The following is an 11,439-nucleotide window of genomic DNA, read 5'->3' on the forward strand; positions in this document are numbered from 1 at the left end:
CCGCCGCTCAACGCCTTACCCCCTCGTCAGCGTGTCGACAGCTCCCATTTACCTTCGAAGCGTACCGTGTGCTGTACCGGGCACCGTGCCCGGTTGAGGAGGCCGCAGCCACCCTCGTAAGCTACGGCCGACTCGTTTCGCCGGGGCCGCCCCGGCAGAACGAAGGAGCCGCCGTGGCAGATATCCGAGAAACTATCCAGCAGCCTTCGGTCGGCCTGAGCGATTCGCTCGCGCAGGCAGAGCGCACGTACGTGCTTGACACGTCGGTGCTGCTCAGCGATCCAGCTGCGATCTTCCGGTTCGCGGAGCACAGCATTGTGCTTCCCGTCGTCGTGGTCACCGAACTGGAAAAGAAACGGCACGACCCCGAGATCGGGTACTTCGCGCGGCGGGCGCTTCGCCTGCTCGATGGGCTCCGCGAGAAACACGAGCGCCTCGATTTCCCCGTGCCGGTCGGTGAGCTCGGCGGTACGCTGCGAGTTGAGCTGAACCACTCGAGCGCAGAGGTGCTCCCCAGCGGGATGCGACTCGGCGACAACGACACCCGCATTCTCGCGGTCGCGCAGAGCCTCGCGGACGAGGGGCTCGCGGTCACCGTGATCTCCAAGGATCTCCCGATGCGGGTGAAGGCCGCAGCCCTCGGCCTTGGAGCTGAGGAATACCGCAACGACCAGACCGGCGATGACAGCTATCTCGGCACTGCCGCGGTGGAGCTTACCGACGCGCAGATGGACGCGCTCTGGGAGGACGAGCAGCTCGATGACGTGCTCGCGGTGCGGGAGCTCACCCCGGGTATCGGGCTCATCATGAGCTCGCCGGGTGGTGGATCGGCGCTCGGTCGCGTCGATGGCGAGACGTCGCTCCGGCTCGTCCGCGGAGACCGCGACGTATTCGGGTTGCACGGCAGAAGCGCAGAACAGCGATTGGCCATCGACCTGCTCCTCGACCCAGACGTTGGGATCGTCTCGCTTGGTGGGCGCGCAGGGACCGGCAAATCGGCGCTCGCGCTCGCCGCCGGCCTCGAGGCGGTGCTCGAGCGGCAGCAGCATCGCAAGGTGATGGTGTTCCGGCCGATGTACGCGGTGGGTGGCCAGGAGCTCGGGTACCTGCCTGGCGACCAGCAGGACAAGATGAACCCCTGGGGTCAGGCGGTGTTCGACACGCTGGGCTCGATCGTCTCGCAGAATGTGCTTGATGAGGTCGTCGCACGCAACCTGGTTGAGGTGCTGCCACTCACGCACATCCGCGGGCGTTCGCTGCACGATGCCTTCGTGATCGTTGACGAGGCGCAGTCGCTCGAGCGCAACGTGTTGCTCACCATGCTCAGCCGGATCGGTCAGCGATCGCGCGTCGTGCTCACCCACGATGTTGGGCAGCGTGACAACCTGCGGGTCGGTCGCCACGATGGCATCGCCGCCGTGATCGAGAAGCTCAAGGGACACTCGCTGTTTGGTCACGTGACGCTGACTCGCAGCGAGCGAAGCGACATCGCGGCGCTCGTGACGGAGTTGCTCGACTTCTAAGGAGTGCGCCGCCGCGATCCGTTCGCGGCGGCGGTAGCTGCCCTGCGGGCCAGCGTTAGCGTAAAGCTGCGCTGGCCCGCTCCGTTTCATCCCAGCGTTCGGTTGCCGCAAGGTTGGCAGCGGCGCTCTCTCCCGCTGCGTCGCTGTCGCGTCTGCGGATCGCATCGAGCACTTCTTCGTGGCCGCGAGGGTCGTTGCGGGAGAAGCCGTCACGGGTGATCGCGGCGCGAACGGACTCCTGGAGGCGGGGGAGGAGTGCGGTGTAGACCTCGAAGAGGATCGGGTTGTGGGCCGCGCGCGCGATCTCCTCGTGCACAGCTGAGTCTGCGGCTGCCCAGAGCGCGGCTGAGGCTGGGGTGGGGTGCTCCGAGGTGACCCGCGCGCGGTGTTCGAGTGCTGCCTTGATGCGCGCGATGTCTGCTGCGTCGGCGCGCTCCGCAGCGAGCCTCGCGAGCTGCGGTTCGATTGCTGCGCGTGCCTCGAGTACGTCGCCGATGGTGCCTCCCGAGCGTGCGAGTGCGCCGGGGACTTCACTGCGCGCGCTCACGAAGGTCCCGTCACCGCGGCGGATGTCGAGCATGCCGCTGTACTGGAGTGCGCGGAGCGCTTCCCTGAGGGTGCCGCGGGCGATGCCGAGCTTGGCGATGAGTTCGGGTTCGGGTGGGATCCGTTCGCCGACCGCCCAGCGCCCCTCGACGATCTCCGCGCGGAGGCGTTCGACGACCTGATCGCTGAGTGACGACTGGCGTACCGGTTCGAGGCTCATGTATGCAATGATAGTACGGCCCAAAGGTTAGACGTTAGATGTTTGGATGAATATGCCCCTCTCCACCCGTGCCCGCAGTCAACGCGGGCGCAGCGCGCTCATGATCCTCGCGCTGATCCTCGTCGCGCTCAATTTGCGCCTCGCGATCACCAGCGCGGCTGCGCTCCTCACGCTCCTCACCCAGGCCGGAGCGCTCAGCCCGGCAACGGTGGTGCTCATCCCTGCCATCCCCACAGCGGTGTTTGCGATCGCCGGCGTGAGCACCGCACGTATCGCCGCTCGCTGGGGCGCGGAGCGTACCGTCGCCGTCGGGATGGCCATGCTCGTCGCGGGCCTCATCATCCGGGCGATCCCGCTGCCGGCCGTCGTGGTGCTCGGCACCGTGATCGCGACCGGCGGACTCGCAGTCGTGAACATCCTGCTCCCCGCCGTGGTCCGCGCCCATTTCGGCAGAAACATCAGCGCCATCACCACCGTCTACTCGACATCCATGTCGCTCGGAGCGGCGACCGCGGCCGCGACCGCCGTTCCGATCGCGCAGGCGATCGGAAGCCCATCGCTCGGCCTCGCAGCGTGGGCACTGCCAGCGCTCGCGGGCCTCGCAGTCTGGGTGCTCGTCATGCCGCTCGCTCGGCCGAAAACCGTGCGGGAAACACCGCTCGATTCCGGGAACGCACCCGGCGCGGCGGAGGCTCCCAAAACACAGCCGCTGCCCGCAGGCACCTGGCTTCTTGCCGGATTCTTCTCGATCCAATCCCTGCTGAGCTACGTCATCATGGGGTGGCTGCCGAGCATCGCAACAGGTGCCGGGCTCACCGCTGAGCGCGCGGGCCTCCTGCTCGGTATCGCGATGGCCGTCGGGGTTCCCGCGACCGTGCTGATCGTGCCACTGACACGCGGCCCGCACCGGATGCGGGCAGGCTTCGCGCTTGTCGGTGCGGCGAGCATCACGGGTGTGCTCGGGTTCCTCATCGCCCCCGCAGCCATTCCCGAGGTGTGGGCAGCGTTCCTCGGGCTCGGCATGTGCGCGTTCCCGCTCGCGCTCGCGCTCATCGCGAGCCTCGGTAGTAACGCCGCGGAGGCAGCTCGCGTCTCCACGACGGTGCAGTCCATCGGGTATACGGTCGCGACGCTCGGCCCCCTCGGCGCCGGCGCCATGCATCAGGCGACGGGGACGTGGACTCCGGTGCTGGTGCTGCTGCTCGTCGGCGCGACCGCGCAGGTTGCGGTCGGCGTGGTACTCACGGGTGTGGTCTGGCGGCAGCGCTCCGCGTAAGAAACACGCGGAGCGCGCAGACGCCAATGGGCGGGGGCACCGGCAAATTCGCCGACACCCCCGCCCATCGCTGTCGGGTTAGACGCCGTGGTCGTCCGACGCCGCAGCGTTCGCGAGGATCCTGCGTCGCGACACGAGCAACGCCGCACCGGCGGTGAGGAGCACGGCAGCAGCGATCCCGATCGGCAGGAACATGCTCACGCCGGTCTGCGCGAGCGGTGTCCCGTCGCTGCCTGAGCCCTTGCCGCTTTCGGCGCCGGTTCCGGCATCCGGCGTGGGGGAACCCTCGCCCGGCTTGGTTCCGCCCTCGCCCGGGTTGGTTCCGCCTTCGCCCGGGTTGGTTCCGCCTTCGCCCGGTTCAGGCTCTCCTGTGCCAGCTGCGGTCACCGTAAGCGGCGTCGAAAGTGACTTCCCATTCGGGAGCACAACGACAAGAGCGTGCTCGGTGTCTGTCGCTGTGTCGGCTGGAATGGTCACGCGCGCAGTGAACGCGCGATCCGCTCCCACCTCGACGGTCCCAAGCGACACTGGGTCGGAGTGCAGCTCGATGGCGAGCTTCGATCCCGGGGCGAAGCCGGAGCCGGAGAGCTCAAGCGTCTCTCCCTGCTTCACCGAGGCAGCGCCGAGGGTGAGCGACGGACCCGCGGGGGCGACGAGGCCAGCCTCGGTGACCCACTTCTCGCCGGTGTCGTACTTGGTGACAGTGAATTCGTCGTACAGGTCGCCGACGTTTGGCACGTCCTGCGCTGCATACACTGGCCGCTCGCCGCTCGCGTCAGCGAGCTTGAAGCTCTTCGCGCCGTTCCCCTTCTCCGCGACATACGAACGGTAGACAAGCTGGTCGCCCGACACATCGATGACCTGGTACGTCGTCACCTTTTCGCCGCGCAGCACCTGCGTCGCGCCGTTGTTTGTCCACACGTTCTTCTGCTCGGTCTCGAGGTTGTAGTGCTTCGCGCCCGAGTTCGAGACGGCGTAGACGGGGCCGACGGTCTGGCCGACCGTATCGGTCGTATCGGCGTTGTTGTAGCCGCGGCCGTAGGTGTGATCGTGGCCCATGAGCACGAGGTCGATGTTGTTCTCCTCGAACACGGGGACCCAGTGCTTGCGCAGCACAGCCTCGTCGCGGCCCTCCGACGTCGAGTAGACCGGCTGGTGGAAGGTCACAACGTTCCACTTCGATGGGCTCTGCTTGAGCACGAAGTCGAGCCAGGCGGCCTGGTACTCGGTCCACAGCTCCTGCACCTTCGCGCTTGGGCAGGCGCCGCCGGTGCAGCCCGGGAGATCATTCGGCTTGAGGAACGCGGTGTCGCGCGTGGCGTTGAGCGTGATGAAACGCACGCCCTGGTAGTCCGTGTAGTAGACGGTCTCGGCCGCGAACTCTGCCCAGTGCGCGAAGTAGGACGCGTACTGGCGCGCCTCGTCGGTGTCGCCCTGCGCGAGCTTCGCGAGCTCGCCGATGGTCTCGGTCGACGGCTGGTTCAGCGGGTACTCGAAGTGCGCCTTCCAAGCGGCGAGTGTCTTGTCGCCGGAGTATTCGTGGTTCCCTGGGGCGGCCATGACGTTCGTGCTCGTCGCCGACTTCTCCATACCCTTGAACCAGTTCCTCCACTGGGTGTCGTCGTTGCTCTTATCGATGAGGTCGCCAGCGTGCACCGAACCGATCGAACGCGTCGCGCGCTCCTCGGCCTGCTTCACGACCGCCGGCCACGTGCTGTCGAGGCCGATCTGGGCGTCACCGTAGTAGACGAACTGGAAGTCGGTCGCGCCCGGAGTCTCCGTCGTGAAGGTAAACCATTCGCTCCAGCTGCCGGACAGGCCGACGCGGTAGCGGTACGCCGTCGCGGGCGTGAGCTCGGTCACTGTGGCGGAGAAGTGCTGGTTCGGGTTGCTGCCAGCGGTGCCCGCAGAATACGCGTCGACGGTGCGAGTGTCGCCGCCTGCTGCGAGGCCGATCTCGACCTTGCGTTCGCCGTGCGACGTGTCACCAGCGAGCCAGGAGAACGACTGCGACACGGACGGCGTCTCGGTCGGGGTGAGGATCACGCGGGTCGGCGCGGCAACAACCGGGCCGGTCTCTCCCGGCTGCGAACCGGGGTCGCTCTTCGCGGTGAGCGCGAACCGCGTCATATCGAAGTAGATGTCCGATGAGCTCGCACGATCCTGGTAGAGCGCAACAGCGATGGTGTTGGTGCCGTCCTTCAGCAGCGACGGGTCAATGGTGAAGTCGCTGACCACTGGGTCGCCCTTCGACTCGCCTGCGTACTGCAGATTCGTTGACAGCGTGTCGTCGACGCGCGAGTCGAGGAAGTTCGCGGCGAGCGTTCCGTTGACGAAGACGCGCAGCGCATCATCGTGGATCGCGGTCGAGGCGACAGCAGCGACCTGGTCGGCGACGCCCTCCGCCAAATCGAATGAGGTGCGGAAGAAGTAGGTTGGTACCGTGTTCTTCGAGTCGCCGTCGATGTAGTGAGCGAGCTTCGTGACGGGCATGTTTGGCCCCACAGCGATGAGCTGGTTCTGCTTCGCGCCGAACCCACTCGGCGCGGACGGCCACGTTGAGTCGTCAAACGCGGGGGCTGCCCACGCGTTCCGATCAGCTGCCCCTGCGGCAGGGTCAACGTTCGTGTCGAGATACTTCCACTTTGTACCGGTGCTCACGAGCGAGTTCTTCGGCACCTCGGGTGGCTGGGCAGCGGCGGTTTCCGCCGGCTCCGCAGCGTTTTGGGGCGCCAATGTGGCTGGAGTTTCTGTCGTAGTCGCGGTCGCTGGGCTGGCCATGGGAATGGCCAATCCGCTTCCGACGAGGGCGGCAAGCGCAATGGCGGTGGATCCCCGCCGCAGCCGCGATACGCGGGCTGGGTTCGTCATTTCGTTCCTTTGGAATTCGCAGGCGTCGTGTTCGGGCGGCCCAACAGGGCGGCCCCACCTATTCCATCGAGCCCAGGTGGCTCTGCGATCTCCGACAGGTAGCGGCGTGCTGTCTCGGAGGTGCCTCCTGGGTGAACGAGCCTTCGCGAGCGTGCGTCGCTTGCCCGCAGCTGGCTAGCGTGCCGGGCTGGGGGCCCCGTCCGCGTCCGCGTCGTCTTCGTCTTCGTCTTCGTCAGCTTCGTGCGATCCGCCAAGGTCTGGGAGCACGATGACGCCCGTCTGCAGCGCCTCATCGATGACCGCCTCGACCTGGCGCTGGCGGCGCAGCTGCACACGGCTGAGCGCTCGCTGCTCGGGGAGGCTCCAGCCGAATCGCACGGCGAGCAACCGGAGGAGCGTGGTGACGACGACGCAGGCGATGCCGGCGATGAGCACTGGAACGTCGAACGCGAGGAGCCCAAGCATCACCACGATGCCGCCCATCGACGCAACGGCGTAGAAGGAGCCGACGTGCATGAGTGCGATCGGGATGTTGAGGATGAGGTCGCGGAGTACGCCACCACCGACCGCGGATACGGTACCGATAAACAGCGCTGGGATGACGGGCAGCCCGAACGACAACGCCTTGGTTGCGCCGATCGCGCCAAACATGCCGATGCTCACGGCGTCGAGCAGCGAGACGACCGGGTCAACCTTGCGAAACAGTCGCGGCACGAGCATGCCAACGAAGGCCGCGAGTGTTGCGGTGATGAGGTACCAGTCGATCGAGAACGCGGCGGGGGTGGTGCTCAACAGAATGTCGCGGAGGAAGCCGCCGCCGATACCTGACGCGATCCCGAGGATCGCTACGCCGAGCAGGTCGAGCCGCTTGAATCCGGCGGCAAATAGCGCGCCCTGGAGGCTTCCAACGCCGACCGCGGTGAGCTCTGCCCAGAGTGGCAGCGTGAATGTTTCGTCGAGCACACCACCATTCTCCCGCATTGCCGGGGCGGCTCTGGGTATGCGTTGCCGATCGAGCTACGCGCCTGCGGCGCTGGCGCCGCGCTCGCGCCTGTCCTCGTCGAGCCTGAGCTCGGCCGCGTAGCCGGTGAGCGAGCGGTGGTACTTCGGGAGGAACGGAATGAGCGCCTCAAGCGCCACGGCAAGCGCATCTCCTGGCCGGCCCGCCGAGTGGAGTGCGAGCGCGAGGAACGCGTCGGGGGCGGCGCCCAGTTCTGGAGTCCTGTGCGACCCCTCGAGGACGGCAATTGCCTCGGCCATGCGCCCGAGGTTGCGCAGCGTCGACGCGTACTGAATGTCGAGTTCGGCGCGAGAGACTCCAGAGAGTCCGAGCTCGATGGCGCGTTCATAGAGTTCGGCGGCGGCTGCCTCGTTTCCCGCTGAGTCGTTCGCACCGCCAAGCTCGAATGGGCCGCGCGGGTCGTCTGCCGGGAGCTCGGCCACGAGCGCGAAGATGCGATCGAGCACCTCCTGCTCATTCGCCGCGGGATCCGCCCACACCGCGTCCACCCTGGACTGCCACGTGCTTTCCGCTGCGCTATCGCCGCCTGTGCTTTCCATCCCTCAAGCGTAATGGAGTGTGCTGGCGTGACGCGAAGGCCAACACGCGCTGCTGCGGCATGCCGCTCCAGGCCGTGGCAGCAGAAAAGGGGTGCCGGGCATAAGCCCGACACCCCTCCTGCGACGACTCAGTGCGTCGAATGAACTACTTTGCGACGCCCGGGTGGGTCATCGAGAGCAGGTCGAGTGCCTTGTCGAGGTCGGCTTCGGTGACCTCGCCGCGCTCCACGTAGCCGAGGTCGATGACTGCCTCGCGCACGGTGATGCCAGCAGCAACCGAGTGCTTGGCGATCTTCGCCGCGGCCTCGTAGCCGATGAGGCGGTTGAGCGGGGTGACCGTCGACGGGCTCATGCCAGCAAGCGTCGCCATGCGCTCAGTGTTCGCTTCGAGTCCGGCGATCGTCTTGTCGGCGAAGACGCGCGACACGTTCGACAGCAGGCGGATCGACTCGAGCAGCGCGGTGCCCATGACGGGGATCATCACGTTGAGCTCGAAGTTCCCGCGTGCGCCGCCCCAGGCGATGGTTGCGTCGTTGCCGATGACCCGAGCGCAGACCATGAGGGTTGCCTCTGGGATGACCGGGTTGACCTTGCCCGGCATGATCGATGAGCCGGGCTGCAGGTCGGGGATGTGGAGCTCACCGAAGCCGGTGTTCGGGCCTGAACCCATCCAGCGGACGTCCTCGGCGATCTTCGTGAGCGACACCGCGATGGTGCGCAGCGCGCCCGACGCCTCGACGAGGCCGTCACGGTTCGCCTGTGCCTCGAAGTGGTTGCGTGCCTCGGTGATCGGGAGGCCGCTCGAGGCGGCGATCTCAGCGATGACCTTCTCGGGGAAGCCGAGGGGCGTGTTGATGCCGGTGCCGACGGCGGTTCCGCCCTGCGGAACCTCTGCGACGCGGGGGAGTGCTGCGTCGATGCGCTCGATGCCGTAGCGGATCTGCGCTGCGTAGCCACCGAACTCCTGGCCGAGGGTGACCGGGGTCGCATCCATGAGGTGTGTGCGGCCGGGCTTCACGGCCGACTTCCACAGCTCCGCCTTCTCCTCGAGCGCCTCAGCGAGGTGTGCGAGTGAGGGCTTCAGCTGCTCAATGAGCGCACCGGTCACGGCGACGTGAACCGAGGTCGGGAAGACGTCGTTTGACGACTGCGACGCGTTCACGTGGTCGTTCGGGTGCACGGGGGCGCCGAGGTGCTTCGTCGCGAGCGCGGCGAGAACCTCGTTCGTGTTCATGTTCGACGAGGTGCCAGAGCCGGTCTGGTAGGTGTCGACGGGGAACTGGTCGTGGTGCGCGCCGCCGATGACCTCGTCGGCTGCGGCCTCGATCGCCTTTGCGATGTCGGCTTCGAGGATGCCGAGCTCAGCGTTCGCCATCGCAGCTGCGCGCTTGATGCGAGCGAGTGCGACGATCTGGGCTGCCTCGAGGCCCGAGCCCGAGATGGGGAAGTTCTCGACGGCACGCTGCGTCTGCGCCGCGTAGAGCGCGTTCTTCGGCACTCGTACCTCGCCCATCGTGTCGTGCTCGATGCGGTACTCGATCTCTTCGGTCACAATTGTCCTTTGCTTGTCGTGCTTCGGTGTATGGAGAACTAGTTCAGGGGTGCGAGCTCAAGCTCGACGGGTCCAACGACGGTGTACGGGACGGCGCGCCCCTCAGTAAGCCGGTACTGGCAGCCGACGATGGCGAGCTTGCCGGAGTCGACAGCGTCGCTGATCGCCCGCGAGGTCCGCAGCAGCTCGTTCACGGTCGCGGAAAGGTGGAGCCTGCCGACGGCGTTCGCATCGATCTTCGCTGCGTCGGCGTACGGTGTGTCGGTGTTGTCACGCAGCCACAGCTGCTGCACGGCTGGCTGTATCGGGGCGAGCGTGTGCTTCACCGACTTTGTCGTCGCGGCGGGGGTGCGGCTCGACTGGTCGATCGCCGCCGCAACCGCGCCGCACGAATCGTGGGCGAGGACGACGATGAGTGACGCGCCGAGCTCGGTGACGGCGTACTCCATCGAGGCGGTGATCGACTCTGCGACAACGTGGCCCATGTTGCGGGCAATGAAGAGGTCGCCGAGGCCACAGTCGAAGATGATTTCGGCCGCGAGACGTGAGTCGGAGCAGCCAAAGAGTGCGACGTCTGGGGTCTGCTGGTTTACGAGCTCGCTGCGGCGCTCAACGTTTTGGTTCGGGTGGGCTGAGCCCCCCGTGATGAAGCGTTCGTTTCCGGAGATCAGTGTGTCCCACGCCTGCTGGGGTGTGACACGAGGTGACTTGTCGCTCATGCTGCTCCCTCACTCGTTTCGGTACTGTTCTTGTGTTCGAAGTCGGCGAGCGAGTCACCAACTTGCGTTGCGAGGACGCGGATCGTTGCCGCGTCGTCGGTGCCGTAGACGAGCACCGAGTTCGTCTCGACCGTGCCCGCGAGGCCGAAGCGCATGTTCACCTGATCCGCCTTGCGGTTCTGGTGGTCGTAGACCTGCCAGTCGATACCGCCGAGCTGTTCGGTGCCCGTGGCCTGCTGCTCCTCAAGCTTGCCTGCGATCCACTTCGCGGGAACCGGGTCCCCGTTCACGGTGTAGGCCTGCACGACAGTGGCGTAGGCGTTGTTGTCGGTGGTGTAGTGGATCTGCCAGAAGGTCACTCCACCGTTGATGGAGAGCGATGCCTGCTTGGCTTTCCACGTGTCTGGCACCGCAGGAACCGCGAGCGTGTAGTCGGCCCCTGCTGTGGCTGCGGCCTGCGCAACATCGACGGATCGTTCGGCGTAGTCGCCGACGCCGCGTGGCACCATGAGGTAGATCACGAAGACGAGCCCCACGGTCACGAGCAGTGAGAACACCAGGTTGTTCACCGTCTTGCGCGACCGGTACAGGCGGCTACCCTCCGCCTTGCGCGCGGCCGTCTCTGCCGCCGTCTCTGGCCGGCCGAGCTCCGCGACAATGTTCCGACGTTTCTGTTTCGCCATAGTTAGAATTCTTCGCCGTTCTCGGGCTGGGTTGCGGTGCGCTCTGCACCGGAAGCTGCGCCGCCCTGGCGCGCGTCTTCGAGTCGTTTGCGGGCGCCAATGAGCCACTCTTCGCAGCGGGTGGCGAGGGCTTCGCCTCGCTCCCACAGTTGGAGCGATTCCTCGAGCGTGGCGCCACCCTGTTCCAGGCGGCTTACCACCTGGATGAGTTCGTCGCGGGCCTGCTCATAGGAGAGCGAGGCGACGTCTGCATCGTGCTGGGCAGTCATGCATGCAAGTCTACCCGCAGCGCTTGGGGGCTCGTGATACGTCGATTGCGGGCGTGATCGCGGTACAGTGGGAGCTAGCATTGCGCCGCACTCCGTCCCGCCTACTGCTTCTGCACCCCAGGGCTCCACAACTGACCGCGCCAGGGGGTCTTCAGCGAGCCGGCCAAGGACCTGGGTGATCCCGGCCTCGGTGTTTGGCAGTGGTCGGTCGTAGAGTTTT

Annotated in this window: 10 protein-coding genes; 2 read left to right on the forward strand and 8 right to left on the reverse strand. The window is 66.5% G+C overall.

Annotated elements, in window-relative coordinates; genetic code table 11:
* Positions 1–182: 182 nt before the first annotated feature.
* Positions 183–1,523 carry a PhoH family protein gene (locus tag SD72_RS03505; protein WP_232299639.1) on the forward strand — a complete coding sequence of 447 codons (1,341 nt, stop codon included), beginning with the start codon at positions 183–185 and terminating at the stop codon, positions 1,521–1,523.
* A 55-nt stretch (positions 1,524–1,578) separates the two neighbouring features.
* Here the strand turns inward: SD72_RS03505 and SD72_RS03510 are convergent, their stop codons facing one another.
* Positions 1,579–2,289 (reverse strand): FadR/GntR family transcriptional regulator, encoded by a 711-nt coding sequence (locus SD72_RS03510; RefSeq protein WP_042543048.1) that lies wholly within the window; start codon positions 2,287–2,289, stop codon positions 1,579–1,581.
* A gap of 46 nt (positions 2,290–2,335) precedes the next feature.
* On the opposite strand from SD72_RS03510, the gene SD72_RS03515 reads away from it, so the two are divergent.
* Complete coding sequence (locus SD72_RS03515; RefSeq protein ID WP_084766741.1) at positions 2,336–3,565, forward strand: MFS transporter; 1,230 nt, start codon at positions 2,336–2,338, stop codon at positions 3,563–3,565.
* 78 nt (positions 3,566–3,643) lie between these two features.
* On the opposite strand, the gene SD72_RS16815 is transcribed toward SD72_RS03515, so the two are convergent.
* The 7 genes from SD72_RS16815 to SD72_RS03550 all read right to left on the reverse strand — a co-directional run bounded on the left by SD72_RS16815 (position 3,644) and on the right by SD72_RS03550 (position 11,219).
* Positions 3,644–6,436 (reverse strand): purple acid phosphatase family protein, encoded by a 2,793-nt coding sequence (locus tag SD72_RS16815; RefSeq protein ID WP_052492439.1) that lies wholly within the window; start codon positions 6,434–6,436, stop codon positions 3,644–3,646.
* 174 nt (positions 6,437–6,610) lie between these two features.
* Positions 6,611–7,399 (reverse strand): trimeric intracellular cation channel family protein, encoded by a 789-nt coding sequence (locus tag SD72_RS03525; protein ID WP_052492456.1) that lies wholly within the window; start codon positions 7,397–7,399, stop codon positions 6,611–6,613.
* A 54-nt stretch (positions 7,400–7,453) separates the two neighbouring features.
* Positions 7,454–7,996, reverse strand: coding sequence for a tetratricopeptide repeat protein (locus SD72_RS03530; RefSeq protein WP_042543050.1), 543 nt, complete (start codon positions 7,994–7,996; stop codon positions 7,454–7,456).
* Between the two features lie 145 nt (positions 7,997–8,141).
* Positions 8,142–9,548 (reverse strand): class II fumarate hydratase, encoded by a 1,407-nt coding sequence (locus SD72_RS03535; protein ID WP_084766743.1) that lies wholly within the window; start codon positions 9,546–9,548, stop codon positions 8,142–8,144.
* Positions 9,549–9,586: 38 nt separating this feature from the next.
* The gene (locus tag SD72_RS03540; RefSeq protein WP_042543051.1) at positions 9,587–10,267 is read right to left on the reverse strand and encodes a carbonic anhydrase; all 681 of its coding nucleotides are present in this window, start codon (positions 10,265–10,267) and stop codon (positions 9,587–9,589) included.
* The gene (locus SD72_RS03545) at positions 10,264–10,950 is read right to left on the reverse strand and encodes a DUF4245 family protein (protein ID WP_042543052.1); all 687 of its coding nucleotides are present in this window, start codon (positions 10,948–10,950) and stop codon (positions 10,264–10,266) included. Before SD72_RS03545 ends, SD72_RS03540 begins: the two co-directional genes overlap by 4 nt.
* Before the next feature lie 2 nt (positions 10,951–10,952).
* Positions 10,953–11,219, reverse strand: a complete 267-nt coding sequence (locus SD72_RS03550; RefSeq protein ID WP_042543053.1) for an exodeoxyribonuclease VII small subunit — start codon at positions 11,217–11,219, stop codon at positions 10,953–10,955.
* Positions 11,220–11,439 lie beyond the last annotated feature (220 nt).

The organism is Leucobacter komagatae, assembly GCF_000834055.1.
Taxonomy (GTDB): Bacteria; Actinomycetota; Actinomycetes; order Actinomycetales; family Microbacteriaceae; genus Leucobacter; species Leucobacter komagatae_A.

Excerpts from the sequence above, each read along its gene's own strand:
- SD72_RS03510 (WP_042543048.1), bottom strand. The coding sequence starts at position 2,289 with ATGAGCCTCGAACCGGTACGCCAGTCGTCACTCAGCGATCAGGTCGTC.
- SD72_RS16815 (WP_052492439.1), bottom strand. The coding sequence starts at position 6,436 with ATGACGAACCCAGCCCGCGTATCGCGGCTGCGGCGGGGATCCACCGCC.
- SD72_RS03540 (WP_042543051.1), bottom strand. The coding sequence starts at position 10,267 with ATGAGCGACAAGTCACCTCGTGTCACACCCCAGCAGGCGTGGGACACA.
- SD72_RS03515 (WP_084766741.1), top strand. The coding sequence starts at position 2,336 with ATGAATATGCCCCTCTCCACCCGTGCCCGCAGTCAACGCGGGCGCAGC.
- SD72_RS03545 (WP_042543052.1), bottom strand. The coding sequence starts at position 10,950 with ATGGCGAAACAGAAACGTCGGAACATTGTCGCGGAGCTCGGCCGGCCA.
- SD72_RS03530 (WP_042543050.1), bottom strand. The coding sequence starts at position 7,996 with ATGGAAAGCACAGGCGGCGATAGCGCAGCGGAAAGCACGTGGCAGTCC.
- SD72_RS03550 (WP_042543053.1), bottom strand. The coding sequence starts at position 11,219 with ATGACTGCCCAGCACGATGCAGACGTCGCCTCGCTCTCCTATGAGCAG.